The sequence below is a fragment of the Pseudoruminococcus massiliensis genome (assembly GCF_900291955.1).
In the GTDB taxonomy this organism is placed as follows: Bacteria; Bacillota; Clostridia; order Oscillospirales; family Acutalibacteraceae; genus Pseudoruminococcus; species Pseudoruminococcus massiliensis.
Map to the genome: position 1 here is coordinate 79,794 of NZ_OLMR01000002.1, position 26,978 is coordinate 106,771.

The 26,978-nt window shown below is 35.8% G+C and carries 19 protein-coding genes, 4 tRNA genes and 1 pseudogene; 5 read left to right on the forward strand and 19 right to left on the reverse strand.

Annotated features, from left to right (window positions below; all coding sequences use genetic code 11):
* Positions 1 to 10: 10 nt before the first annotated feature.
* The 3 genes from C9914_RS03330 to C9914_RS03340 all read right to left on the reverse strand — a co-directional run bounded on the left by C9914_RS03330 (position 11) and on the right by C9914_RS03340 (position 5,347).
* The gene (locus C9914_RS03330) at positions 11 to 1,321 is read right to left on the reverse strand and encodes a 2-hydroxyacyl-CoA dehydratase (protein WP_106763384.1); all 1,311 of its coding nucleotides are present in this window, start codon (positions 1,319 to 1,321) and stop codon (positions 11 to 13) included.
* An 82-nt stretch (positions 1,322 to 1,403) separates the two neighbouring features.
* Complete coding sequence (locus C9914_RS03335) at positions 1,404 to 2,351, reverse strand: adenosine deaminase (RefSeq protein WP_015522610.1); 948 nt, start codon at positions 2,349 to 2,351, stop codon at positions 1,404 to 1,406.
* A 92-nt stretch (positions 2,352 to 2,443) separates the two neighbouring features.
* Complete coding sequence (locus C9914_RS03340; RefSeq protein WP_106763892.1) at positions 2,444 to 5,347, reverse strand: acyl-CoA dehydratase activase-related protein; 2,904 nt, start codon at positions 5,345 to 5,347, stop codon at positions 2,444 to 2,446.
* A 479-nt stretch (positions 5,348 to 5,826) separates the two neighbouring features.
* Between C9914_RS03340 and C9914_RS03345 the strand changes: the two genes are divergently transcribed.
* The 5 genes and pseudogenes from C9914_RS03345 to C9914_RS11730 all read left to right on the forward strand — a co-directional run.
* On the forward strand, positions 5,827 to 7,695 hold the full coding sequence (locus C9914_RS03345) for a polysaccharide biosynthesis protein (protein WP_106763386.1): 1,869 nt from the start codon (positions 5,827 to 5,829) through the stop codon (positions 7,693 to 7,695).
* Between the two features lie 1,116 nt (positions 7,696 to 8,811).
* Positions 8,812 to 9,102: a hypothetical protein gene (locus C9914_RS03350; protein WP_242972050.1), complete on the forward strand. Its 291-nt coding sequence runs from the start codon at positions 8,812 to 8,814 to the stop codon at positions 9,100 to 9,102.
* 4 nt (positions 9,103 to 9,106) lie between these two features.
* Positions 9,107 to 9,715 (forward strand): class I SAM-dependent methyltransferase, encoded by a 609-nt coding sequence (locus tag C9914_RS03355; protein WP_106763388.1) that lies wholly within the window; start codon positions 9,107 to 9,109, stop codon positions 9,713 to 9,715.
* 563 nt (positions 9,716 to 10,278) lie between these two features.
* The gene (locus tag C9914_RS03365) at positions 10,279 to 11,055 is read left to right on the forward strand and encodes a ZIP family metal transporter (RefSeq protein WP_106763389.1); all 777 of its coding nucleotides are present in this window, start codon (positions 10,279 to 10,281) and stop codon (positions 11,053 to 11,055) included.
* 35 nt (positions 11,056 to 11,090) lie between these two features.
* Positions 11,091 to 11,268 (forward strand): annotated as a pseudogene (locus C9914_RS11730) (class I SAM-dependent methyltransferase); the annotation flags it as partial.
* 416 nt (positions 11,269 to 11,684) lie between these two features.
* On the opposite strand, the gene C9914_RS03375 reads toward C9914_RS11730, so the two are convergent.
* From C9914_RS03375 to C9914_RS03450, 16 genes are all read right to left on the reverse strand, one after another.
* Positions 11,685 to 11,774 (reverse strand) — tRNA-Ser (locus tag C9914_RS03375).
* Between the two features lie 33 nt (positions 11,775 to 11,807).
* Positions 11,808 to 11,896: transfer RNA gene (locus tag C9914_RS03380), tRNA-Ser, on the reverse strand.
* Positions 11,897 to 12,296: 400 nt separating this feature from the next.
* Positions 12,297 to 13,271, reverse strand: coding sequence for a glycosyltransferase family 2 protein (locus C9914_RS03385; RefSeq protein WP_106763391.1), 975 nt, complete (start codon positions 13,269 to 13,271; stop codon positions 12,297 to 12,299).
* A gap of 35 nt (positions 13,272 to 13,306) precedes the next feature.
* Positions 13,307 to 14,203 carry a glycosyltransferase family 2 protein gene (locus C9914_RS03390; RefSeq protein WP_106763393.1) on the reverse strand — a complete coding sequence of 299 codons (897 nt, stop codon included), beginning with the start codon at positions 14,201 to 14,203 and terminating at the stop codon, positions 13,307 to 13,309.
* Between the two features lie 3 nt (positions 14,204 to 14,206).
* On the reverse strand, positions 14,207 to 15,322 hold the full coding sequence (locus C9914_RS03395; protein ID WP_106763395.1) for a lysylphosphatidylglycerol synthase transmembrane domain-containing protein: 1,116 nt from the start codon (positions 15,320 to 15,322) through the stop codon (positions 14,207 to 14,209).
* A 316-nt stretch (positions 15,323 to 15,638) separates the two neighbouring features.
* Entirely contained in the window at positions 15,639 to 16,166 is a 528-nt protein-coding gene (locus C9914_RS03400) for a nitroreductase (protein ID WP_106763397.1), read from the reverse strand.
* Positions 16,167 to 16,181: 15 nt separating this feature from the next.
* Positions 16,182 to 16,958, reverse strand: coding sequence for a protein-ADP-ribose hydrolase (locus C9914_RS03405; protein WP_106763399.1), 777 nt, complete (start codon positions 16,956 to 16,958; stop codon positions 16,182 to 16,184).
* A gap of 69 nt (positions 16,959 to 17,027) precedes the next feature.
* Positions 17,028 to 17,112: transfer RNA gene (locus tag C9914_RS03410), tRNA-Leu, on the reverse strand.
* A gap of 409 nt (positions 17,113 to 17,521) precedes the next feature.
* Positions 17,522 to 17,606: transfer RNA gene (locus C9914_RS03415), tRNA-Leu, on the reverse strand.
* A gap of 193 nt (positions 17,607 to 17,799) precedes the next feature.
* On the reverse strand, positions 17,800 to 19,545 hold the full coding sequence (locus tag C9914_RS03420) for an ammonium transporter (protein WP_106763401.1): 1,746 nt from the start codon (positions 19,543 to 19,545) through the stop codon (positions 17,800 to 17,802).
* Between the two features lie 137 nt (positions 19,546 to 19,682).
* Positions 19,683 to 21,770 (reverse strand): glutamine synthetase III family protein, encoded by a 2,088-nt coding sequence (locus C9914_RS03425; RefSeq protein WP_106763403.1) that lies wholly within the window; start codon positions 21,768 to 21,770, stop codon positions 19,683 to 19,685.
* 255 nt (positions 21,771 to 22,025) lie between these two features.
* Complete coding sequence (locus C9914_RS03430; protein ID WP_106763405.1) at positions 22,026 to 22,805, reverse strand: hypothetical protein; 780 nt, start codon at positions 22,803 to 22,805, stop codon at positions 22,026 to 22,028.
* A gap of 12 nt (positions 22,806 to 22,817) precedes the next feature.
* Positions 22,818 to 23,135, reverse strand: coding sequence for a hypothetical protein (locus tag C9914_RS03435; protein WP_106763406.1), 318 nt, complete (start codon positions 23,133 to 23,135; stop codon positions 22,818 to 22,820).
* A 422-nt stretch (positions 23,136 to 23,557) separates the two neighbouring features.
* Entirely contained in the window at positions 23,558 to 23,989 is a 432-nt protein-coding gene (locus C9914_RS03440; RefSeq protein WP_106763407.1) for a hypothetical protein, read from the reverse strand.
* Positions 23,990 to 24,220: 231 nt separating this feature from the next.
* Positions 24,221 to 24,694 carry a hypothetical protein gene (locus C9914_RS03445; protein ID WP_106763409.1) on the reverse strand — a complete coding sequence of 158 codons (474 nt, stop codon included), beginning with the start codon at positions 24,692 to 24,694 and terminating at the stop codon, positions 24,221 to 24,223.
* Between the two features lie 21 nt (positions 24,695 to 24,715).
* Positions 24,716 to 26,782, reverse strand: coding sequence for a hypothetical protein (locus C9914_RS03450; protein ID WP_106763411.1), 2,067 nt, complete (start codon positions 26,780 to 26,782; stop codon positions 24,716 to 24,718).
* Between the last annotated feature and the right edge of the window lie 196 nt (positions 26,783 to 26,978).

Below are 26,978 nucleotides of genomic sequence, written 5' to 3' on the forward strand. Positions count from 1 at the left end.
TGTTTATAGATTATTTTGTTACAGCTTGCTTGGCAGCCTTTGCTTTTTCTTTTTCCTCAGCTTTTATATTTTCCTTCGCAACCGCAAGCATAAGCTTAATTCTGTTCTCCTGATTAACTCTTGGTGCACCTGGGTCATAGTCTATTGAAACAATATTAGCCTTTTCATTCTTTCTCTTAATGGCACTAACCATTCCCTTTGCACAAATATGGTTTGGTAAGCAGCCAAAAGGCTGAGTACAAACAACATTTTCATAGCCACTTTCTATAAGCTCAACCATTTCCGCTGTTAATAGCCAGCCCTCGCCCATTTTATTGCCATATCCAATCAAGCCTTTAACCATTTCTTTTGTTTCCGCGTAGCTTGCAGGTGCATGGAAGCCATGATTCTTTGCACTTTCTATGACATAGCCTTCCATCTTTGTAAGGTATTTCATAACCTCACTAAGAACATTAAATTTTATTTTATTTCCACCATAGAGCTTATGGTCTTCAAGCCTGTTATCAACCTTAAATAACGCAAATCCCATAATGCCTGGAATATTAACCTCACAGCCCTGTTCAAGCAAAAAATCCTCAAGATGATTGTTTCCGAGCGGAGAGTATTTAACATAAATTTCTCCAACTATTCCAACCTTAATCTTCTTAACCTTATTAAGCGAAATCTGAGCAAATTCTTCACCCATTTTATCAAGATTTCTTTTGATATGTGATGATGAATAACCGTTGCCTTTTTCCATTTCATCAGAAAGTCTTTGAATCCACTGCTCAACCAAAGCATCGCTTTCACCTTTGTTTATTTCATAAGCCTTTGTCTGGTTATTAAAAAGCATAAGAGCATCACCATAAACAAGACCAGCAAGAGCTTTTCTAATCATAGGAACAGTAAGAGAAAATCCGCTGTTCTTCTCCAAACCAGAAACATTGAGAGAAATAACAGGAACATTCTCAAAACCAGCTTTTTTCAGAGCCTTTCTCAAAAGATGAATATAATTAGACGCACGACAGCCACCGCCTGTTTGTGTAATCATAAGAGCAGTTTTATTTACATCATATTTTCCGCTTTGAAGTGCGTGAATAAACTGTCCGATAACAAGCAATGCCGGATAGCAAGTATCATTATGTACATACTTCAAGCCAACCTGTGCTATTTCAGGTCCGTCGTCCTCAAGCAAAACATTCTTATAACCATACTGAGTAAAAACATTTCTAATCAGCGAGAAATGAATTTTCGCCATCATCGGCAAAAGTATGGTATATTCCTTTTTCATTTCCTTAGTAAAAATAAGTCTGCCGTCTTTATCATAAACAAGTTTCGCCATTCTATATTACCATTCCTTTCTGTGATAACTTACTTTCAAAATATATTTTAATTTATTCCCAATCAGATAAACCGGAATTTGTCTATACAATTATAGGTTTCAGTCCATTTTTTCTTATGTTTTCTAATTCTTCTGCAGTTAAGCACTGGGACTCATAAAGCCGTAGATATTCTTTGGATACATCTGAATCAAATATTAATACATCATCAGAATTTATAGTAACATCAACACCACTACGATACAGTTTTCCAATCGGATGCATAGACATATCTGCAACCCTTCCAAGTAAAATATTACTTGTTGGTGTAATATTTAATCTGATTTTATTATCTGCCAAAAAGCGGATTACTGATTCATCGCTGACTGCTGCTATCCCATGTTGAACCTCATCAAGTTCTAATTCCTCTACTGCTGTTCTTACGTCTTTAGCAGTCCCCCATTCTCCAACATGCGCTTTTAGCCTTAATCCTTCTTTTTTTGCACGCCGATAAATTCCTTTAAAATTTTCGATAGGTTGTGCTAATTCATCACCGTACAAATCAATAGAATAAAAATTCTTATTTCCCCAAAAATGCGATAAACAATCTTCTAAATAACTGATTGGACAATGTCTTGATAATCCAATTTGGAGCCTTAATTCTATATCGGGAGCGATTTCTTTTTGAGCACTTGTAAAAGCATTAACCAACTCATCAATATCATTATTAAAAAATTCATTTAATCCCCACACATCTTCACCAATTTCAAGCACAGTTACTCCATCTTCCTTGGCTTGTTCAAAGGTTGCTCTGATTAAAAATTTTCTCATCGCAGTGCTATTAAAATCTTGATCAATATATTTTTGACTCCATTGATTCATCTCATCCATTGATGACAAAGGATTAACTAATGGCTCAATTTTTTTACAAGTTTTCTGATATATGAACATTCTATTTCCACCAAGCACAAAATGATTGTGCAAGTCTGCCTTAGGATACTTTCTTAATTCTTCCAGATTTCTTTGTTCCAATGCATATGTAAAACTATTCATAAATAAATGCTCTCCTAGCTGTTTGATTTTCTCTATAAATTCCGATTTAACTCCAAAATCTTACATTAAGCCGTTATCTGTATAAAAATATTTTAACTCTCATCTAACGTAGCTAAAAGGCTTCTGATTCGGATTTTAACTGCACCCAAATTGGTGATTTCGTCAATCTTAATCTGTGTATAAATCTTACCCTTTTGTTCCAATATTCCACGAACCTCATCGGTTGTAATAGCATCAACACCGCAGCCAAATGAAACAAGCTGAACAAGATTCATATTAGGCTTTGTAGAAACATACTTTGCCGCAGAATAAAGTCTTGAATGATATGTCCATTGGTTAAGAACGGTTGTCGGGAACTTATCAACCTTGTTACTTACTACATCTTCAGAAATTATCGCAACATTAAAGCTTGCAATCATTCTGTCAATTCCATGATTTATTTCAGGGTCAGCGTGATAAGGTCTGCCACACAAGACAAATATCGGCTTATTTTCTTTCTCTGCCCTTTTTATAATATCCTCGCCATATGTACGAATTTTTGCAAGATAGCTTTCATATTCGTCATAAGCCGCTCTCGCCGCCGCCTTAACCTCCTTAACATCAATTTTTCCGAAATACTTTTCGAGATGCTCATGCATCTTATAAGGAAATTCCTTTCTTCTGTGTATTCCCAAATATTCATAGAAGAAAGTTACCTTTTCTATATCTCGGACATTTGCATGAATAACCTCAGGATAATACGCAACAACAGGGCAGTTATAGTGGTTGTCGCCCATATGCTCATCAAAGTTATATGACATACAAGGATAGAATATTGTCTTTATTCCATTATCAATTAACCACTGAACATGACCATGCATAAGCTTTGCAGGGAAGCAAACAGTATCACTTGGAATAGTATGCTGACCACTCAAATAAAGCTTTCTTGTTGAATATGGGGAACGAACCACCTCAAAACCAAGCTTTGTAAAGAAAGTATGCCAAAAAGGAAGAAGTTCAAACATATTGAGTCCCATAGGGATACCAATTTTTCCTCTCGAGCCTTTTACAGGCTTATAGCTATCAAGAAGATTTCTCTTATATTCATAGATGTTAAAGCTATTATCAGGGGATTTTTTAGTTATAGGTCGCTCACAGCGGTTTCCTGCAATATATCTTTTGCCATCGCTAAAAGTATTAACAGTAAGACGGCAGTTATTGTTACAAAGTCCGCAATTGGTGGTAACAATCTTATGGAAGAAGCCATTTAGAGCCTCACGCTTTATAATAGTGCTTTTTCCCTCACCCTTGCATTTATTCATAGCATAGAGAGCCGCACCATAAGCACCCATAAGACCGGAAATACAAGGGCGGATAACCTCTCTGCCTGTTTCTTTCTCAAATACTCTAAGAACCGCATCATTGAGAAATGTTCCGCCTTGAACGACAATTTTCTTTCCAAGCTCGCTCGCCGATGAAGTTCTTATAACCTTATAGAGTGCATTTTTAACAACACTAATTGACAAACCCGCAGAAATATCCTCTATTGTTGCACCGTCCTTCTGTGCTTGTTTAACTGATGAATTCATAAAGACAGTACAGCGAGAACCGAGGTCAACAGGCTGCTTTGCAAGTAGTCCAAGCTTAGAAAATTCCTCAACAGAATACCCAAGAGCATTTGCAAAGGTCTGCAAGAATGAACCACAGCCCGATGAGCAAGCCTCATTCAAGAAAATATTGTCGATTGCACCATTATGAATTTTAAAACATTTAATATCCTGACCGCCTATGTCAATAATAAATTCAACATCAGGCATAAAGTTCTTTGCGGCTGTCAGATGGGCTATTGTTTCAACAACACCTATATCTATTCCGAAAGCATTTTTGATAATTTCCTCGCCATATCCAGTTACGGCAGAAGAAACTATATTTATATCTGGGTTAATATCGTAAATCTTTTCAAGAATTTCCTTAACAATAGGAACAGGATTACCGCTATTAGATTGATATTGCGAGAAAAGAATTTTCTTATCTTCAGAAATAACAGTTGCTTTAAGGGTAGTAGAACCAGCGTCTATTCCTATATATGCCTTGCCAGTGTAGCCTTTAAGTTCACCTATTGCGACAGTTGCCTTTGCGTGTCTTGCCTTAAATTCTTCAAGTTCCTTTTCATTTTCAAATAAAGGCTTATTAAAAGCAAAGTTTCCGCTTCCTCTATAATGCTTTACCTTTTCGATAATCTCATCAAAATTTATTCTTTCATCTGCACACAAAGCCGCTCCCATAGCAACATAATAGAGCGAATCTTCTGGACAGATACCTGTTGTTTTCAGAGTTTCATCAAAGCTCTTTCTAAGCTCAGGCAAAAATGTCAACGGGCCTCCGAGATATACAATCTTTCCTGCAATTTCTCTGCCCTGTGCAAGACCTGCAATAGTCTGATTAACAACTGCCACAAATATACTTTTTGCAATATCACTCTTTTTAGCACCTTGATTAAGTAATGGCTGAATATCACTCTTAGCAAAAACGCCACATCTTGACGCTATGGTATAGGTTTTTTCACATTCCTTTGCAAGCTCATTGAGCTCGTCCATAGGAACATTTAATAGCATTGCCATTTGGTCGATAAAAGCACCTGTACCGCCAGCACAAGAGCCATTCATTCTAACTTCCATACCACCTGAAAGAAAAAGAATCTTTGCGTCCTCGCCACCAAGCTCAATAATAACATCAGTATTCTCTATAAATGTGTTTGCTGCAACACGAGTTGCATAAACTTCCTGAACGAAATCTATTCCACAGCTTTCAGCAACACCCATACCTGCTGAACCAGACATTGCGAAATAAGCATTTTCTGCACCCTTAACATTTCTGCGGATATTTTCGAGAATTTCTGCAATTTTTTCAGTTATCTGAGAATAATGTCGCTCATAGCTTTTATATATAAGCTTATTATTATCGTCAAGAACAGCACATTTAATTGTTGTAGAACCTATATCCAAACCTATTTTCATCATTATTTTGCTTCATTCCCCTTCCAGGCCAAGGTAATAAATCAAGACACAGTGGCACAATATATATGTAACTTCATAAAATTCTAATATGTTATTATACAATATCCGACATAAAAAGTAAACAGACAAAACTTTCAATAAATCAAAATAATTTCTGAAAATTATTCAAGGCATAAAATCTATATCAATTAATAGCTTAAAAAAGCTTGAGTGAAATTTTTAAGTAGCTTACAAAAAATCGTAGTGGTGAATGGTAGTCCATTCTCATTTTTAATTATATAATAGCTAATGAATATTTTAATTCTATAAAGTATATTAAAATCTTGATTTAACTTGTAATTATTGTAAAAGTATTGAATTTTGCACAGATTCGTTATATACTTCTATTAAGTAGCGTAAAGTTTCAAGTTTACACTTTTTAAGATAAATTAAAACCAAATAGTTGAAAGATATTCATTCTTTCGCAGTAAGGATAAAAAATGAATAAACTATATAAAAAGCTCAAAACACATAGAAAGCTTTTGCTATTTCTATGTGACTTCTGTCTTTGGAATGTTTCTTACTATATATCATTCGTAGTCAACAAAAGCAGCTTCGTTTTAAAGGGCTGGGAAGAACCCTTTATGTGGGGACTCCTCTTTATAAATATTATATTTACAGCTGTATTTCTATGTTTCAGGCTTTATGATAAGATGTGGCGATATGCGGATATAGAGGATTTCTTTTATGCAGGCATAGCCTCCTTAACAGCTAACCTTGTCTTTATGTCATTTACAATGATAATTGGCACAGACGAAAACCGATTAAATTATGGTGCAAGAATCTACATTATAATGTCGCTCCTCTCAACCTTTCTTACATTTATATTTAGATTGGTTTATCGACTTAATAAAATCATTGAGCGAAAAAACACCAGTAATAAAAATCGGCGAAGACTTCTGATTGTTGGCGGTGGTGAAGGTGCCGCAACTGTTCTAAGTGAACTTGCCAAATCACCCGAGAATGAATATGTTCCTATATGCTTAGTCGATGACGACCCCGAAAAAATCGGACGCAGAATCGGCGGTGTCAAAATAGAAGGTTCAACATATGATATTCCAGAAATATGTGAGCGTGAGGATATTGAAGTTATCCTTTTCACAATCTCACAGATAAACCTTGCAGATAAGAAACGCATACTTGATATTTGTGCAAAGACTCACCTTGAAGTAAAGATTATTCCAAATGTATATGGCCTTATCAAAGATGGTGCATCAGTAACATCAAAAATCAGACAGGTAGAAGTAGAGGACTTGCTTGGCAGAGAACCTATTGTCTTCGATACCGAAAAATATGGTGCTTATATTACTGGACAAACTGTTCTTGTAACAGGCGGTGGCGGTTCAATCGGTTCTGAACTTTGCCGTCAGATAGCAAAGCTTTCTCCTAAAAAGCTCATCATACTTGATATTTATGAAAATAATGCCTATGAAATTCAGCAAGAACTTATTCGTCAATATCACGAAAAGTTAAATCTTGATACACAAATAGCTTCTGTTCGTGATAAACGCAAGCTCGATTACCTTTTCAGCCAAAATAAAATTGATGTTATTTTCCATGCTGCAGCACATAAGCATGTTCCTCTTATGGAAACAACTCCAGAAGAAGCAGTAAAAAATAATGTTTTCGGAACATTAAATCTTGTATTGCTTGCGGATAAATACCATGTCAAAAAATTTGTTCAGATTTCAACAGATAAGGCCGTAAACCCTACAAATATTATGGGTGCGACAAAGCGTATCTGTGAAATGATAGTTCAAACTATGGATAAGCAAAGTGAAACTAAATTTGTTGCTGTTCGTTTTGGTAATGTCCTTGGCTCTAATGGTTCTGTTATTCCACTTTTCAAGGAACAAATTCAGGAAGGTGGTCCTGTTACAGTTACTCACCCTGATATTATTCGTTTCTTTATGACTATTCCAGAGGCTGTTTCTCTTGTCTTAACCGCAGGAGGACTTGCTAAGGGCGGAGAAATCTTCATACTTGATATGGGAGAGCCTGTTAAGATTTTGACCCTTGCAGAAAATCTAATTCGCCTCTCGGGCTTTAAGCCATATGAAGATATTCCGATTGAGTTTACTGGTCTGCGACCAGGCGAAAAACTATATGAAGAAATCCTTCTTAATGAAGAGGGTATGAAAAAGACTGCAAACAAAAAAATCTTCATTGGCAAGCCAATAGAGCTTGATACAGAAAAATTTCATGAAAAACTTATTGAGCTAAAAAAGGTAGCCCTCAAAAATGATAAGGACGGCATAGATAAGCTAATTGCTGAAATTGTTCCAACATTCAACCATATGAAAAACTAAAATTATTTTGGCTCAATATCAATAGTTGGGGTAACCCGAAAAATAGAATAAAGTGTACTTACAAGCGGCAGAGAATTAAACTGTCGCTTGTTTTATTGTAGAATATATATGTTTGTTGGAAAACATATGTAAAATGTGATTGCGAAATCGCTTGAAATTTCTATAGCCTTAAGCATTTCTTTTGAGAACCTTGATTTTGCTGTTGGTGATTGGTATAGAAAACTATTTCAATACCCTCAATACCGAGAACAATACCGAGCCAATGTTTGCAAATGGTTTTCACATATCGCTGACAAAATACTTGTAGAGCATATTTTGTCCTCCGTTTCAACTTTCTAAGCAATTCTATTTTAACAGATTTTAGTAAAATATGCTCTACTTTTTTTACTTTTTGTCTGTAAGTTCTTTTTCTACCACAACTATATTGACCATTGAGCCAACAAAAATTCCACCGTAATTCTAAATCACGATGGAACTCTGGTAAATAACCCTAATTTTAACAGAAACTATTTAATAGAGGGGCAATTTTCCATTTAGTGGGTGCAGTATTATCATGAAGCATTGCGTTAAACCGAGCCGATTTTTCTGTTAAAATGAGTATGTTTTTTTCTTGCACCTCTTGCAAAATAAAAAGTAGCATGATATAATATGACCAAAAGGACCAAAACGGTCATATTTTTGAAAGATTCAATCTTGGCTTTTACCAAATACGAAACAGAACAGCTCCGCAAGGCACTACTGAAAGAAACTAGACATACATTCATCAGCCTTCGGAGAAATATGACCTTATCCCAAAACGAGGGCTCACTCATCACTACGACTGTACATATACTGATTCTCACAGTCACAAGGAGCAATTAGGAGAGCTGTACCCACAAGTGCCAGAAACTCTATTGCACGGCACTTGCAGGGAATTATTTGAATAAGCCAAAATGTCACAGAGATGTGGCTTTTCAAAGATGCATAAGTTAGTTCAACCTAACTTTTTGCTTTATATGTTTAGACAAATCTAACAAAAAAGGAATGATAGCAATGTTAGAACACAAGAATTCTAGGGACAGAAATGCCAGTTTATACAACTACTTCATACAAAAGGATTAGGAGGCATATAAAAAGATGTACAAACTTATTCAACTGATTGTGAAAGCTAAGACAGTGGCTAAGCTTGCAACGAACACTGAACTGCTACTGAAGGACGAAGGTGTTTTGATTGTTTCAACCCTCACCTACTCTGAAAATTCGTTTTTCGGCAAGGTTAAGGCATTTTTCAGGAGATTTGCAGGCTTCCATCTCTACAAGGAATATCTGAATTTCCTGTGGCAGAATGCTTGGACAGTGCTGAAAAGCACCACCCTGAAAGCATCATTCCCATTAACTTATACCGAATGTGCAAAATCGGAGGTATGATAAAATGTCATTTTTTGAAAACACTCGCAAGCCTGAGGGGTTTGGCGGGAAAATTATGGTTGATATGATGAACATTGGACATAGTGCCGTGGCGAGGTGGGGACTTCGCTTTTTGAAACTTACTCCGGACGACAAGGTGTTGGATTGTGGCTGCGGTGGCGGAGCAAACATTAAAAGAATGCTGAAAAAATGCCCGCAGGGTATTGTAAAAGGCATCGACTATTCAACCGTCAGCGTAGAAAAATCAAAGAAAGTCAACAAATCTGCCATTACAAAAGGACGCTGCACCGTATTGTGTGCAAGCGTATCAGAGTTGCCGTTTGAATCGGAGCAGTTCGATGTGGTCACGGCCTTTGAAACAATCTATTTCTGGCCCGACTTGTCACAGTGCTTTAGAGAGGTTTGGCGAGTGCTGAAACCTGGCGGAACCTTTCTTATCTGCAACGAAAGCAACGGCGATACAAACAAGGACGAAAAGTGGACGGATATAATAGACGGTATGACCATCTATAAGGACACTGAATTAAATGTGTATTTGGAGCAGGCCAAATTTCAAGATATTCAGATACACAAGAATAAAGCGGGCTGGCTGTGCGTCACAGCACGAAAATGAGGAAATAAAGCTTGAGCATTTTTGCATATACAAGCTCTCTATCACGAAAAAGAAATTCGCCTTGCCGTAGGACGTGCTTCGAAAGAAAATCGAAAAGCAAAACCTCCATCGTGGCGTATTTATGTCTACCGACTACAAGGTGTATTATGAAACAGTCACGGTGAACGGCTTTTCATGTCTCATAGTAATGGAGAAAAAATCTGATTCTGCCGACCTTCCGCAAACTGATGTTTGTTGACTGCAACAAGCCGTTCTGGAAAAAGCTGATGTACAAAGCATTCGTTCGGGCGAAATGTGGCTGTGACAAATGGCACATTATGAGATGATAGTTGCACCTTACAATAAAGATAAGCCCACCTATTATGAATTTACGGCATAACTGGCAACGGAGGAGCTACTCAACACAAGTCTGATACGGACATTCAACTGCGTGGACGACTGCAAATGCGACTATATTATCTGTGGTGATAAAGACTCATACTTAAAAGAAGCATTCCGAATACTGGGACCAGGCGGGATTCAGAAGACACAAATAAAAACGCAACTCAAAGGCGGTGAAGCAAATGGAAATATTATTCGGAATATTGATTCCCTTTCTCGGAACGACGCTCGGCTCGGCGTGTGTTTTATTTATGAAAAAGTCACTTGGTGTTTCGGTGCAGCGTGCACTCGCGGGCTTTGCCGCAGGAGTTATGGTTGCGGCATCTATTTGGAGCCTACTGATTCCAGCGATAGAGCAAGCGAAAAATATGGGCAAGCTCTCCTTCCTCCCCGCCTTTATCGGATTTTGGTTCGGTGTGCTGTTTTTGCTCATGCTTGACCGACTGATTCCACATCTTCACATAGGGAGTGACCAGGCAGAAGGGCCGAAAAGCAAGCTCGGTCGCACCACTATGATGGTGTTGGCGGTGACACTGCATAACATTCCCGAAGGAATGGCGGTGGGTGTGATGTATGCGGGCTTTCTTGCGGGAAATACGCAAATTACGGCGGCGAGTGCACTCGCCTTATCAATAGGCATTGCCATTCAGAATTTTCCCGAAGGTGCTATAATATCCATGCCTCTCCGAGCCGAGGGCGAAAGTAAAGGCAGAGCATTTCTCGGCGGCGTCCTTTCGGGAATAGTTGAGCCTATCGGCGCAGTACTGACACTCCTTGCGGCACAGCTCGTGATTCCGGCACTACCGTATCTTTTGAGCTTTGCCGCAGGTGCAATGCTCTATGTTGTGGTGGAGGAGCTAATTCCCGAAATGTCGCAGGGAAAGCATTCCAACATAGGAACGGTTTTCTTTGCAGTCGGCTTCAGTGTGATGATGATGCTTGATGTGTCACTGGGATAAGATTAGAGAAAACATTATGATATTCATTCGTTGAAATGAAACACAAGATTGAGAAAAACACCGTACAGGAAACGCTGATTATTCCGCTATATTCCCGAAAGCTGTGCTTGGAGTTATACCCCATGGAACGAAACTGCGGTGTGACTGATTGACCAAATCGACTACGAATTTTCAGAAGCCGAGAAGAATTCTCACAGCCTGATGCAGCGTTTCGCTCGTTGGTGAAGTGGCTACTACGCCGAAGTAAGAGGTATCCAATATTTCTTACTTCGGCGAACACATTTATACATACAGTCTGAAACAAGGTATCGACGACTTCCTCGCCCCTTACAAAGTTCTCCATGTCGGTCTGGACAAAGAACTGGAAGGGTGGCGTCCCACAGCGAAACAGCACGACAATCCTCAAAGGTACCAATAATAGAAACTTAACTGATTAAACAAATATCCCCAGTTTAACGATTATGGCAGAGCAGAAAGCCACAATCCTCCTAAAACGCACAAAACCCTGCCGCAGAATTGCTCTGTGGCGGGGTTCGTTTATGCTCTGGAATGGTGAAAACCTTGATTTCATGCGGTTTTCAGGCATAGAAAAAGTCCACCGCAATTCTATCAAAATTACGGTGGACTTATGGCGGAGGACAAGGGATTTGAACCCTCGCGCCGGTTTCCCGACCTACTCCCTTAGCAGGGGAGCCCCTTCACCACTTGGGTAATCCTCCAATGGTAAATAAAACAAATAAAATAATAAAAATTGGCGGAGAGGAAGGGATTCGAACCCTTGGTCCCTTTCGGGATCACTAGTTTTCAAGACTAGCTCCTTAAACCACTCGGACACCTCTCCATTTATCTTCGCCACTGTTGTGACTGCGAGAATTATAATACCATATAAGCTTTTAAATGTCAAGCTTTTTTCAAAAGTTTTTTTATTTTTTTCGAAATTATTCTAAATTCTGATAAAAACTAAAATAATATATTTTTAGGCTTAAGCAGTTTATTGCTAATAATTAAGAAGTTACCAATAAACTACCGATTTGAGCGGACCTTTTGGCAAGAGATGTTAAGGGCTTTGCCCTTAACACCCACGAGGGACTTCGTCCCTCGACCCTGCAAGCCTTTAAAAAGGCTTGAGCGAAACTTTTAATTATCTTATGGAAGTTTATTAACTAAGCGTAGGGCAAACTATACTTGCCTATATGGACACAAATAATAAAAGGAGCGAAAATAATTCGCCCCTCAGAATATTATTTTTTATCTTTTTTAATTGGTGCTTTAACAGCATAAGGCAATTCTGGTAAGCCTTCTGTTGGTGTCCATTCGCAATCTAAAATATATCTTGCCATTTTAAAGTTTGTCTTAAGATTGCTGTGCATACCTTTAAACGAAAAAGCTAAAATATGCTGTCTTATAATTGAATAGATATTAACAAGTTTAAACTTTGTAATTATTCGCCTAATTTCATTTTCAAAAGAAGCATATTCGCCATTTCTTCTCAAAAAGTTGCTTATAATCATAACCGAATAAAGCAAGTCATTTATTTTCTTAACATTCATTGTACTAAGAATACTACCCTGACGCTTAACATAGAAATAAAGACATTCCCCAACAACAGCAAGCTTATTTGCATAAAAAACTGTTTTCGGGCTTGTAGCAACATCCTCAAAATACATAGTAGGATATGTAATCTTATGTTCAGTAAAAATTGTGCGTTTATATAGCTTGTTCCAAGCATAGCTATGAAGTCCGTGGTCACTTATAATTCTTGCCACAGCCTCATTATGTTCCATAACACAATCTTTAACAATAAACATCTGATTTTTTTTCATACCGTTCTTATCAATATAATAAGTAAAGCCACAGTATGACATATCAGCATTATTTTCCTCACAAGCATTATAAAGCTTTTCAAGATAAGTTGGAGCAATAAAATCATCGCTATCAATAAAAGCTATATATCTGCCTACTGAATGTTCTATCCCAGTGTTTCTTGCCGCACTAAGACCGCCATTTTCACGAGTAATTATCTTAAATCTTGAATCACCCGCAACAAATTCCATAGCAATTTTAATACTTCCATCAGGCGACGAGTCATCAACAATAATGGCTTCAAAGTCAGTAAAAGTCTGAGCTTTAATAGAATTAAGGCATCTTCTTATATAAGGCTCCACATTATAGACAGGAATTATTATACTGATTTCGGGATTTTTAGTTTCCTGCATTATAATACCTCCTGCCTGATTTATATAAAATTTATTTATGGCTTATACTTTTTGACTTGTTTTCTGCCATCAATAATTCTCTTTATACAACCTTTTTTCTTTGAGCTATGACTTGCTTGAATATTCAAAATAGGTAAAGACCAATAGACATGATTTGCATGAACCTTAAAGCAATCCTTATATTTCTCATAAAGATTGTTTTCCTCAAGAAATTTACGCAAAAATTCTACTGTATAGATATAATCGTTAATTCTTTTATCGCTCATAGATGATTCAAGAAAAGTCTTAGTTCTTCTTGAATAGTAATAAGCTTTCTTATCTACTACTACAAGTTTATTTATTTGGGCAAAAGCCCTTGTGCAAAAAAGAATATCTTCATAATACATATCCCTGAATTGAATATCGTTATTCTTCAGCAAATCTGTTTTCCAAAGCTTATTCCATATAAAGAAACGAATCTCATTATCTTTAAGCAAATATCCCAAAGCTTCATCTCTGCTATATTCTCCTGCCTTAAGGCTTTTAACAGATTTATTCTTAGCGTTTTGCTCATAATGAATATTAAATCCACACATAGCAATATCTGCATCACTACGCTTAATAGCTAAATAAAGCACTGCAAGAAAATTATAAGAAACATAATCATCAGAATCTATAAAAGAAATATATTCTCCAGTGGCTTGTTCCATAGCAAAGTTACGGGTTTTAGATGCACCTAAATTTTCTCTTGAGAAAAATTTAAATCTTTCATCTCTTTTTGCAAATTCCTTTGCAATACCTGCACTGCCATCAGTGGAACCATCATCAACCATAATAACCTCAAAATCCTTAAAGGTTTGCTTTTCGACAGAACCAAGGCAACGACTAAGATATTTCTCAACATTATATATAGGTATAATGATGCTTATCTCTGGCTTATTTATATCACCCATAAATCATTCACCACTTTTTTCCCCTATCTCAAGTTCTTCCTCAACTTCTTCAATGTCTTCCTGCATTTCAGTAACAAGCTCTGTTGCTTTCTTCTTTCCCATACCAGAGAATGGAGCTGAAATGAATATTGTTCCATAATAAGTAATAGTTCTCCAGATAAGAATAGCAGATTTCATAGTAGTTTCATCAAAAATACCGCTAAAGAACCCAGCGAAGCTAAGCTCTGCCGCACCAGATGCACCAGGAAGCGGCACAAGGCTTGAAACCATATTTACAAATGATTGGGCACTAATAATATCAAAAACTCCAACATTGATAGTGCTATCAGGGCTTAATGCACGATAAACACAATATGGAACAATATATATAGCTGTCATTTGTATTATTGTAAGAATATAATTTATAGCAAGAAAACCTTTGTGTTCAGAAAGCTCTTTATTACTCTTGTGGAAGTATACAAGCTGTTGCTCAATCTTATCAAGAGTCTTTTCAGGATTTTTAATAAATCTAAGCTTGTTTCCTATCTTACAGAACCATTTTATAAGCCTGAATGTAATTTTGTGTGAAAATGATACTAATATAAGTATAAATATCATAGCCGCTTGAACGATAAAGCCTATCGCAGACATAACCCAAAGAAACGGACTTAAACGCTCGGCGAAGAAATTAAATTTCAGAAGTATTACAGCTATTGTATATCCTGTCAATGTAAACTGCCATACGAGAAACTTTTGAACGAGTGCAGATGTTGCCTTCCCGGCATCAACACCATAATGTGATAAAATCATAATCTGCATAGGCTGACCACCCGTAGAGCTAGGTGTAACGGCACAGAAAAATTGTCCTGCCAATGCAGCCTTTATGCTATGAGTTATCTTAACACCATTAGTTGAAAGATTTAAAAATCTATGTAAAATCACTGCATCAATTACAATATTAAGTAAATGCGCACCTATGGCAAGCATAAGCCAAAAAATATTTATTTGTTGTGATGAGTTTATAAGTTCTACCAAACCACCTTTAGAAAAGCAGAAGTATACAATCATAAAGCCACACAAAGCAAAAACTATGAAATTAAAAACCGTTTTTCCAGATATTTTCTTTTTTTTTGTATCCAAACTTTAGACCTCCGTTTTAATTTTAATTATATTAAAACTGCCCTCGACAGAAATAGAAATATCACTTTAAAAGCCATTATAAAATGACACAAAAGTAGCCAAAGTTTATATTAAATTCCCCTAAAAGTAAAGGCTATTAAGCTAAAATAATAACAATAAATAATTCTCCTATAAAATATATAATAATCACCCAATACACAAAAGTCAAGTTACAATAAATTTATAATACATAAATGGCAAAATTGAACATAAAAATACACAGTATTTAATATGGAATTGTCCATAAAAACACTGTGTATATGAAGTCTTTTATAACTTATTTTATCTTATAAACATAAGAATCCTTGCGTTTATGTGGCTTTGGCATATCGCCATCAGTATAGCCTAAAATGCAGTGTCCTATGCCCTCATAATCGCCCTCTATGCCAAGCTGTTTAAGAATTTCCTTACCCTCTGGCATCTCAAATTCTTCTTTTGCTCTATGAATCCAACAGCTACCAATTCCAAGCGAATGGGCAGCAAGCATAAGATTTCCCATAACAAGAGAGCCGTCATAAAGATAAGTAGGTTTTGATTTATCTGCAAGAACAATCAAAACTGTATTTGCACCATAAAATGGGTCAAAGCCTTCCTCTTTGTCCATAATCTTTGCATTAAGAGCAGAAAGCCTATCTCTTAATTCCTTATTAGTAACCTCAATAATAATTGGCGATTGAGCATTTCTGCCTGTTGCGGCATATGTTCCAGCCTCAACTATTTCATCAATAATCTCTTGTGGAACTGGCTCAGAAGTATATTTTCTGATGCTCCTTCTCTCAATCATATTTTTTATAGTTTCATTCATAGTCTTAACCTCCATTTATTCTTCAAGTAATTTTTTATAAATTTGATTATCATTTTCCCTAAATACATTAAAAATAACTTTAATCTTACTGCCTGTTTCTTGCTTATATCTTTTTACACTTCTCACTGCAAGCTCTGCGGCTACATTATTAGGAAATTTAAATTCACCTGTAGAAATACAGCAAAACGCAATGCTGTTTACATCATATTCATCAGCAAGCGATAGGCAAGAACGATAACAGCTTTCAAGTGCGTCACAATCCTTCTTCATAACCTTATTAAAAATCATCGGTCCAACAGTATGAATAATATATTTACTTGGAAGATTATAAGCAGATGTAATCTTTGCTTTTCCTATTGGTTCACTGTGTCCTTGAGCTTTCATAATATCATTACATTCAAGCCTTAGCTGTATTCCCGCATAAGTATGAATTGTATTATCAATACATAAATGATTAGGATTAAAGCAACCAAGCAGCTCAGAATTTGCAGCATTTACGATTGCACCACATTTAAGAGTTGTTATGTCACCTTTCCATAGGTAAATATCATCAATTATAGGCTCAAGCTCAGAAATATCAGTTATACCCTTTTTGCGGATTTCTTCTTGCAAAAATTCGTTCTGAATTTCAATAAATTTCTCACTTGCTCTCTTAGGCATACGGATATTAAAAAGCGAACGAAGAAAATTCCAACGCTCAGTTTCCCCTTGAGGTATAAAAGCACCTTTGCCCATAGGTTGTTCACCAAGAAGTGCATCTATTAAATATAGTTGTCTTTCCGATTGATTCATATTTGTTTTCTCCAAATAAAAATTTATTGACGAAAAAGCCCGTTGCGTATGCAACGGACTTCATAAATTTGGTGCGAGTGACGGGACTTGAACCCGTACGTCGTAAAACACACGCCCCTCAAACGTGCCTGTCTGCCAATTCCAGCACACTCGCAAATATCAATTTGTCTTTTCAACAAGTAGTATTATATCAAAAAGTATTTTAGTTGTCAAGAACTTTTTTAAATAATTTTACAAATTTTTATTAATTAAGATTTTCTTTCCTTATCACAATCAGTTAGTTTATATATTTCAAAGCCTAAATGCTTATAAAATCCAACCTCTTATATATTCTTTTCGTTGATAGCAGACTCTTGAATTTGTTGGAAAAATAAACAGCATTTTCAAACGATTGGTTTCAGTTACCATAAACGCAACAGGATTTCCAAAATTACTTTAATAATCAAGTACTTAACATCATTCAAATCCTATGGAATATACTTCTTCATTTGCCTAATATCTAAAAATTCTGATACATACTATAACAAAAAATACGGTGATTTTTCAAAACCACCGTAATAATCTGGTGCGAGTGACGGGACTTGAACCCGTACGTCGTAAAACACACGCCCCTCAAACGTGCCTGTCTGCCAATTCCAGCACACTCGCAAATATCAACTTTTTTGACATCTCTTGTCAACGAATGATATTATATCAAACCATCAATAAAAAGTCAAGTCTTTTAAAAAAATATTTTACAGAATTTTCTGCAAAAATGAAGCTTGCCCTTGAGTAATAACCCAAGAGCAAGCTTGCCGCAAATTTATTCAGAAAGTATATGTAAGTACCCTAAATGCGATAATCAAATATCGTCTTCACCTTGAAGTGCGTCGCAACCTGTTTCACCAGTTCTTACCTTGACAACATCTTCAACATCATATACGAAAATCTTACCATCGCCAATATGTCCAGTATAAAGTGCCTTTACTGCCGCATCAATAACAGCCTTAACCGGAACCTTGCAAACAACGATTTCAACCTGAACCTTAGGAAGAAGGTTCATCTCAACCTCAACACCACGATAGTATTCAGTTTTACCCTTCTGTACGCCACAGCCGAGAACCTGAGTTACTGTCATACCTGTTACACCGATTTCATTAAGTGCATTCTTCAGGTCTTCAAACTTAGATTGCTTGAGAACAATATCAATCTTAGAAAGCTTAACATCAGAGGCTGTGACTGTGTTCTTTTCCTTAGGAGTAAATGCAACCTGTACAGGAACAGCCTCATTAACAGGAACTTCACCAACATCAGCGTCTGTATCATCAAGAGCAACAGAAGATACATTTGGCATAAAGTCTGCATAAGAGCTTACCAAGCCATGCTCTGTAATATCAAGACCCTTGATTTCTTCTTCTCTTGAAGCACGAAGTCCCATTGTATGCTTGATTACAAAGAATACGATTGTCATAGCAATTGCTACATAAAGTGCAACTACCACAGCACCGAGTGTTTGAATGCCTAAACATTCAAATTCACCATATATAAGACCCTTGCCCTTTGTACCGTAGCCATTAGAGAAAATACCTACACAGATTGTTCCAACAAAGCCGCACATTCCGTGAACACCAACTGCACCAACAGGGTCATCAATCTTGCAAACCTTATCAATAAATTCAATACCAAATACTACTACGAAACCTGCAATTACACCGATAACAGCAGCAGCCCAAGGCTCAACTGTATCACAACCAGCAGTAATAGCAACAAGTCCTGCAAGAGAACCATTCAGTGTCATAGAAACATCAGGTTTCTTATACTTAACCCAAGTAATAAACATAACTGTGAGTGTAGAAACTGCTGTGCAAAGGTTAGTTGTATAGAAAACCAAACCTGCATTTGCGATTGTGTCATCACCTGTCATAGAAACAGTTGAAGCACCATTAAATCCGAACCAGCAGAACCAAAGAATGAATACACCCAAAGCACCAAGTGTCAAGCTATGACCTGGAATTGCTCTTGGCTTGCCGTCTTTGCCATACTTACCGATACGAGGTCCGAGGAAGATTGCACCAACAAGTGCTGCAACACCGCCAACCATATGAACTGTTGTAGAACCTGCGAAATCGTGGAAGCCAAGCTGTGCAAGCCAGCCACCGCCCCAAATCCAGTGTCCTGAAATCGGATAAATAATCAAGCTGATGATTGCTGAATATACGCAATAAGCACTGAACTTAGTTCTTTCTGCCATAGCACCAGAAACGATTGTTGCTGATGTTGCACAGAAAACTGTCTGGAAAATCATATATGCATATAACGGAACTCCGTCAGGAAGTATGCTATCATATGCACCGCTGTAACCTCCTACCGCAAAGAGGTCAATGTTTCCGAAAAATGCTGAAGATGTTCCAAACATTATTCCGAAACCAACCAGCCAATAAAGTGGTGTGCCGATACAGAAATCCATCAAGTTTTTCATAATGATGTTACCAGCATTTTTAGCCCTTGTGAAACCTGTTTCGACCATTGCGAAGCCTGCCTGCATGAAAAAAACAAGTGCCGCACCAACTAATACCCATATGGTATTTACAGCAGAATATTCGCCCATAATCTATTTCCCCTCTCATTTTTAAATATTAAAAATCTCAAAATATTGTATAATAAAATGCGGTAGCAAGAACTCCGCATTTTATTATCTCATTTATATAGAGTTACCCCTTTATCCCCTTCATATGTAGCTCTAAATCAGACGCTGAAAAGCAACTTTCCGTATGATGGATATGGCCAGTATTCAGCAGACATATTTGATTCCATCTCATCAGCTACTGCTCTAAGCTCCTGCATTGCCGCAAATACAGAATTCCTATAGTAGTTAGCAAGCTCCTGAACATCTGTGTAATCCTTAGCACCAACAACAGCCTTATCAAGAACATCAATCTTCTTAGTAAAGTCTGTGAGAAGTGCAGAAAGCTTTTTAAGAAGCTCTGTTTCTGCACAAGTGCAAATCTCACTATCAACAGATTTCATTACACTTGCAGAATCAGCAAGAAGCTTCAAATACTTAACAACAGCAGGAACGATATCCTTCTTAGCCATATCAAGTGTTGTAAGAGCTTCAATGTTGATAATCTTAGAGTAGTTCTCGAGCTGAATTTCATATCTTGCACGAACCTCTGCCTCAGTAAAGATTCCGTGCTTCTTGAAGAGCTTGAGGTTCTTCTCAGCAACATAATGAGGCATAGCCTCTGGCATAGATCTGAGGTTATAAAGACCTCTTCTTTCTGCCTCTTCAAGCCACTCATCAGAGTAGTTATCACCGTTAAATACAATCCTCTTATGCTCTTGATATGTTTTTCTGACAAGGTCGATAACAGCCTTATCAAAATCGTCTGCCTTCTCGAGAACATCTGCGAACTGCTCAAGTTCTTCTGCTACGATTGTGTTGAGCATTTCGTTAGGGCAACCGATGTTTTCAGCAGAACCCGCCATTCTAAATTCAAACTTATTGCCTGTAAATGCAAACGGTGAAGTTCTGTTACGGTCTGTTGTATCCTTATAGAAGTTAGGGAGAACAGCAACCTTAGTGTCCATAATAGCTCTACCCTGTGCATGGTATTCTGTACCTGTTTCGATAGCATCAAGAATATCCTTGAGTTCATCACCGAGGAAGATAGAAATAATAGCAGGAGGAGCCTCGTTAGCACCAAGACGGTGATCATTGCCTGCACTTGCAACAGAAATTCTGAGGAGGTCCTGATATTCATCAACACCCTTGATAACAGCTGCAAGGAAGAGAAGGAACTGCTTGTTTTCGCTTGGCTTCTTGCCTGGCTCGAGGAGGTTCTCTCCGAGGTCTGTGGACATTGACCAGTTATTGTGCTTACCACTTCCGTTTACGCCTGCGAATGGCTTCTCGTGGAGCAAGCAAACAAGACCATGACGGTCAGCAACCTTCTTCATCATCTCCATTGTAAGCTGATTGTGGTCAGTTGCAACATTTGATGTAGTAAAAATAGGAGCAAGCTCGTGCTGTGCAGGAGCAACTTCGTTATGCTTTGTTTTAGCAAGAATGCCAAGCTTCCAAAGCTCTTCATCAAGCTCCTTCATATAAGCAGAAACTCTTGGCTTAATTACGCCGAAGTAATGGTCCTCGAGTTCCTGACCCTTAGGAGGTCTTGCACCGAAAAGTGTTCTTCCGCAGTAGATAAGGTCTTTACGCTTTTTATACATTTCCTTATCAATGAGGAAGTATTCCTGCTCAGGGCCAACTGTTGTAATAACTCTCTTAGCCTCTGTGTTGCCGAAAAGTTTAAGAATTCTAAGAGCCTGTGTATTGATAGCCTCCATAGAACGGAGAAGCGGAGTTTTCTTATCAAGAACCTCACCAGTATATGAGCAAAAAGCTGTTGGAATGCAAAGTGAACCGTCCTTAATAAACGCATATGAAGTAGGGTCCCAAGCTGTATATCCTCTTGCTTCAAAAGTAGCACGGATACCGCCTGATGGGAAGCTTGATGCGTCAGGCTCGCCCTTGATAAGTTCCTTGCCAGAGAATTCCATAATAACCTTATCGCCAACAGGAGAGATAAAGCTATCATGCTTTTCAGCAGTAATGCCAGTCATAGGCTGGAACCAGTGTGTGTAATGGGTTGCACCCTTTTCTACTGCCCAATCCTTCATAGCATTAGCAACTGCATTTGCGATAGTCAAATCAAGAGGTTTTCCCTCATCAATAGTCTTTTTGAATGCCTTATAAATATCTTTAGGCAATCTTTCTTTCATAGTAGAGTCGTTGAAAACAAGACTTCCAAACATCTCAGGTACACTTGACATTACTCAACACCTATCCTTTGTAAGTTTTTTCTGAATAAAAAATGACGCTGTAGAACCTTTTGTCGTTCTACAGCGCCATTGCTGTTTACAAGTGTTAGTATATACCAGTGGTCTTAAAAAGTCAATAGCTTTTTTTGTTTTTGGCAGTTTTCACATAATTTATAGTCCGTAATTTATTTAGATTGTTATATTATATATTTTCATTCAATTATTTAAACTCGTAGTTTTTATTCTTTCAAATTGCTAGAAATATACTCATATTATTGTTACAGTAACATTATCACCTTGTTTATAACTTTTATTAGTATCAGATAAACTAACTTCAATGTATACCACCAAATCTATACTATTTAAATTTTTTTGTAAAATTGCATCTTTAATATCATAACTTATCATATTAGGATATTTTTGATTTAATATATCAAAAATATTCTCGCTATAATCATCAACTGAAAATTCTGGAACTTTTATCTCTGAAAAACAATTTATATTTGGTGCTGCAAATGCAACTATATCTCCTGTAGGTGATATATCAATAAATATAAAATCTGAAGTTTTAATTCCATTTATCATCTTATAATACAACAGTTCATAATACCCTTGTTCATCAACATAAGTTTCTCCAAAATATTTATAACCTAATATACTACCAATTTGTTGAGATAAAAAATCTTCACATATATGTCTACGATCATCGGCAGAAATTTTTATTGAATTTATCGTATCCAGATTATTCTGGTTCACCACAGAAATAAAACCAATCATATTCCCATATTCATTAAATATATATTGATTTTTTGATTTATCAGTATATACATGATTTTCCTTATTAGACTCATTATTTATCCTAGTTTCTTTATACTGAACATCCATTGGTTCCCCATTTAAATATGTTAAAGCACCAATTCTTTTTGAACATTCATCATTTATTGTTATATCCTTAATTTTAATATTGCCCGCATATACATTTATTGACATAACTATTATCACAGCTATAATTACAGTATATATACTTAAATACTTGTATTTTTTCATATAAATCCTCCTTTATAAACTTGTATCGTTTTTTATAACCAATTGAACATTAGGTTTTTCTGGATATAAATTTATTCCAAAAATATAGTGTTTTTCAACACCAACATTATAAAACTTCAAATCTTCAGAATAAGTTTTCCATTTGATAATTTGATAGCCCAATCCCAAATAGCAAACCGAGCCACCATCATTTATATGTGCATATGGAAAAGAAAATATTGGAGATTTATTATCTTCAGCTAAACAGCTATCAATTAAAAACGTACTAACTGATATAAATATCAATATTATAATAACAGCACAAATCTTTTTTATATTTTTTACAATCATTATAATGTCAAACCTCCTCCACCCCTCAACAAACGATTTCCAGTGCCTCCATCAAAGCCCAAATGATAAAATTTTGTCCAATAATCAGCATATTTTTTGCAGAAGTTCCTCTCTCCTGCATTACAAGTTCTAAAAATAACTACTTTCTCATTAGATAAAGCATTACCATAATCAAACCTATAAAAATATCTTATATCATTGGTTTTTTCCTTTCTATATAAGTTTACATTTGTATAAATTTATAATATCACACTTGTTAAAATAAGTCAATATATTTTAACAAATTTCGTTAAAATAAGTGAAAGTAACAAAATTGTAAATTTTTAATGTTTTAAAGTCATTTAAAAAAGGTCAGCACACTATGTACCGACCTTTTTCGTTTTACTCGCTACTTACTGTCTCTGATTCAGTCTGCTGACTGCTCAAAGCTCTTTTTGGGTATATATTTCTGTACTTTTACCGGTTCTATCATCATATATAGTAATACGGTAATTAAGATCTTCCATCAATATATAATGCTTACCGAAATACCAATATGTATACTGAATTCCAGAACCAAAATAAGCATCTGGTTTTCCTAAGATGTCAATAACTTGATTACCTGTAAGTTCTGGTGAAAGTTTATTTACATAGCTCATCATTTCTTCGTAATCTTTATCAGTACTTGATTCACTTTGTTTACTGCTCTCTGTTTTTGATTCAGTCTGTTTACTACTTTCTGTGCTTGAGCTTACAGAACTCTCTGTTTTAGAAACTGTACTACTTGTACTTTCAGTATCATTATTTTTACAACCACAAGCAAGAGAAAGCACCAAGGTAGACATCAGCAAGATTGCAATTACTTTTTTACTCATAGAAAGTCCTCCTTATATTCTATATTTTATTAAAAAATTACAAACCATTGGAAATCCCTCATTTCAACTATTATACTTCTGTATATTTTTATAATATCATTTTTGTTTAATTAAGTCAATAATTTTATAACAGTATTACAATAACTAAGCAATTATAACAATTATGTAAACTTTTAATATTTTAAAGTCATTTAAAAAAGGTCAGCACACTATGTACCGACCTTTTTCGTTTTACTCGCTACTTACTGTCTCTGATTCAGTCTGCTGACTGCTCAAAGCTCTTTTTTGGGTATATATTTCTGTACTTTTACCGGTTCTATCATCATATATAGTAATACGGTAATTAAGATCTTCCATCAATATATGATGCTTACCGAAATACCAATATGTATACTGAATTCCAGAACCAGAATAAGCATCTGGTTCTCCTAAGATGTCAATAACTTGATTAGCTGTAAGTTCCGGAGAAAGTTTATTAACATAGCTCATCATTTCTTCGTAGTCTTTATCAGTGCTTGCTTCGCTCTGCTTACTACTCTCCGCTTTTGATTCACTCTGTTTACTACTTTCTGTGCTTGAACTTACAGAACTCTCTACTTTAGAATCCGTACTGCTTGTATTTTCAGTATCATTATTTTTACAGCCACAAGCAAGAGAAAGTACTAAAGCAGACATCAGCAAGATTGTAATTACTTTTTTACTCATAGAAAATCCTCCTTAAATTATTTAGTTTGCTTTTATAGCATAGAATACCGTATCACTTGAATAAAAATTTTTATATATTATACCATCTTTTGTTTCATATTCCCAGCCAGATGAAGAATTAGCCATAGTACTTGCAGGATTTAAAACACCTTCAACACATTTTGACTCCTTATACCACCCATGCTTATTATACCACTTTCCATCATTTGCCCTATACCAAAAATGGTAATCATATAATCCTTTAGTATCTCCATCGACTAAATCCTTATTCACCCCAACACGCATACAAACCAACCATTCATTTGAATTTATTGTAGCATCATAACTTCCCACTTCTCTCCATCCAGAACTTGTAAATTCCTCATTAAGCCATTTATTCATTTGTGTTTTTGTTTCTTTTAACGCTTCAGTAATTTCTGTGTTTTTATTAACTTTAGTACCACTCATATAAACACGAAGTTTATCAGCATCACCAGCAGAAACATCGAACGCATAGCCTAAGCAATTTATATTTGGTTTAGTGGTAAATGGTTCATACTTTTTCTCTCTAACACCATTAAAGAAATACTTAACAGTAACATATGGCTTATTGCTTGTACTTTCGGAAGTACAAATACCCTTATAGTATTTTGTATTTGTTTCGCTTGTGGTATTTTTTAGCATAATACCATTTTGCATTGAACTATAATTTTTTTCAGCAGCATCATTCTGCCACCTTTTAAATGCTGAAAGAAGATTTATATATTTTTGAGTATTATCAGGATATGAAAATTGTGCACTTGCTATTCTGTCTCCAGCACCAACCCATTCAGATAAACTATAAACACTTTCTTCTGTCCAAGGTGTTCCTCCATAATAATAGGCAGTAACATATGCTGATGAAGATTGACCTGAAACATCTGTAAGATTTAAACGAGCCATTTGTATTGTATGTTTAGAATTCATAAATACTTTTGATTTTAAGCTTGGGAATTTCATAAGCATACGACCGACACCATATGTACTATCAACATATCCTATAACACCAGCTGTATTTGCACCTGAGGAAACTTTTGCTACAGCGCTACCATTATATAATGGCAAATCTTCTATACCTTTTCTATAACCCTCATCAGCGTCCACTGTTACTATCGTTGGGTCAACATAAACAGGATATATAGTAGTAGGTCTGGAAAGAAATTCTTGATTTACTGTAACAACTATTTCATATTTGCCATCACTTATTTTTGAAAAATCCATACTATTGGCAAAAGTATAATGTGTTTCTCCTTCAGGAGTATCCCCTTGCAAGCTATCATATACATAAATAGGATTTATAACTGCCACTGTTTTCTTTGTTTCTGAATTAACAATATTTATTGCTTCACAATTCTTTTCAAGATATGTGCCATCAGCTTCAATTATAAATGAAAATTTGTTTACTTTATCGTCATTAAGAACAATATTTTCTTTATAGCCCTCAAAGATAGGTTCATATTGAAGCTGTATATCCTTACCAAATACATCATCATATACTACAAGACTTTCATTTTGCTTTTTAACATTAGCTACTGTATTAGTATTAGGATACATCTCCACTGAAACATTTTTACTATCAAGGACAATTCCTGTTCCTTTTTCAAGAGTTTTCGGGAAATATGAGTTTATATCATTTTTATCATTTACATAGGCATATTTGTCTACAAACTTTTTATTAGCTATATTATCAGAAATCACATTACTTTTATCTTTAATATTATTGTTGCTATCTACATACTTTACAGCCTCATTAAATATATATGCAGTTTCGCTTCCATCATTATCAAGATAAACTAAAGTATTTAAATCATCTTCTTTATCATACAATCTTTCAGTATGGGTTTGGTTAATTACTCCTCTTTCGGTAAGTACTTCTGCAAGTTCATCATCTGCCAAAATTTTAGTATTATCAGGTTTCATTTTATCTTCAATCAATTTGCTACTTTCTGAAGAAATCACTTTGCTATCAGCAGTTGCTTCTGCATTAACAATTTGTGTTGGACAAAAAATAGAGTAACTTGTTATTAATAATGCTAAAACCATTGATAACTTTTGCTTATTCCTTTTCATATAAAACACCCCTTTATTTAAATAATTTAAAATCAAACCTATAAAAAAATATCTTATATCATTGGTTTTTTCCTTTCTATATAAGTTTACATTTGTATAAATTTATAATATCACACTTGTTAAAATAAGTCAATATATTTCAACAAGTTTCGTTAAAATAGGTGAAAGTAACAAAATTGTAAATTTTTAATGTTTT

Bases quoted from the DNA above. Each gene is read 5' to 3' on its own strand.
- C9914_RS03450 (WP_106763411.1), bottom strand. From the start codon at position 26,782: ATGAAAAGGAATAAGCAAAAGTTATCAATGGTTTTAGCATTATTAATA.
- C9914_RS03425 (WP_106763403.1), bottom strand. From the start codon at position 21,770: ATGTCAAGTGTACCTGAGATGTTTGGAAGTCTTGTTTTCAACGACTCT.
- C9914_RS03390 (WP_106763393.1), bottom strand. From the start codon at position 14,203: ATGGGTGATATAAATAAGCCAGAGATAAGCATCATTATACCTATATAT.
- C9914_RS03345 (WP_106763386.1), top strand. From the start codon at position 5,827: ATGAATAAACTATATAAAAAGCTCAAAACACATAGAAAGCTTTTGCTA.
- C9914_RS03420 (WP_106763401.1), bottom strand. From the start codon at position 19,545: ATGGGCGAATATTCTGCTGTAAATACCATATGGGTATTAGTTGGTGCG.
- C9914_RS03440 (WP_106763407.1), bottom strand. From the start codon at position 23,989: ATGAGTAAAAAAGTAATTGCAATCTTGCTGATGTCTACCTTGGTGCTT.
- C9914_RS03445 (WP_106763409.1), bottom strand. From the start codon at position 24,694: ATGAGTAAAAAAGTAATTACAATCTTGCTGATGTCTGCTTTAGTACTT.
- C9914_RS03355 (WP_106763388.1), top strand. From the start codon at position 9,107: ATGTCATTTTTTGAAAACACTCGCAAGCCTGAGGGGTTTGGCGGGAAA.
- C9914_RS03400 (WP_106763397.1), bottom strand. From the start codon at position 16,166: ATGAATGAAACTATAAAAAATATGATTGAGAGAAGGAGCATCAGAAAA.
- C9914_RS03350 (WP_242972050.1), top strand. From the start codon at position 8,812: ATGTACAAACTTATTCAACTGATTGTGAAAGCTAAGACAGTGGCTAAG.
- C9914_RS03405 (WP_106763399.1), bottom strand. From the start codon at position 16,958: ATGAATCAATCGGAAAGACAACTATATTTAATAGATGCACTTCTTGGT.
- C9914_RS03340 (WP_106763892.1), bottom strand. From the start codon at position 5,347: ATGAAAATAGGTTTGGATATAGGTTCTACAACAATTAAATGTGCTGTT.
- C9914_RS03430 (WP_106763405.1), bottom strand. From the start codon at position 22,805: ATGAAAAAATACAAGTATTTAAGTATATATACTGTAATTATAGCTGTG.
- C9914_RS03435 (WP_106763406.1), bottom strand. From the start codon at position 23,135: ATGATTGTAAAAAATATAAAAAAGATTTGTGCTGTTATTATAATATTG.
- C9914_RS03330 (WP_106763384.1), bottom strand. From the start codon at position 1,321: ATGGCGAAACTTGTTTATGATAAAGACGGCAGACTTATTTTTACTAAG.
- C9914_RS03335 (WP_015522610.1), bottom strand. From the start codon at position 2,351: ATGAATAGTTTTACATATGCATTGGAACAAAGAAATCTGGAAGAATTA.
- C9914_RS03365 (WP_106763389.1), top strand. From the start codon at position 10,279: ATGGAAATATTATTCGGAATATTGATTCCCTTTCTCGGAACGACGCTC.
- C9914_RS03385 (WP_106763391.1), bottom strand. From the start codon at position 13,271: ATGCAGGAAACTAAAAATCCCGAAATCAGTATAATAATTCCTGTCTAT.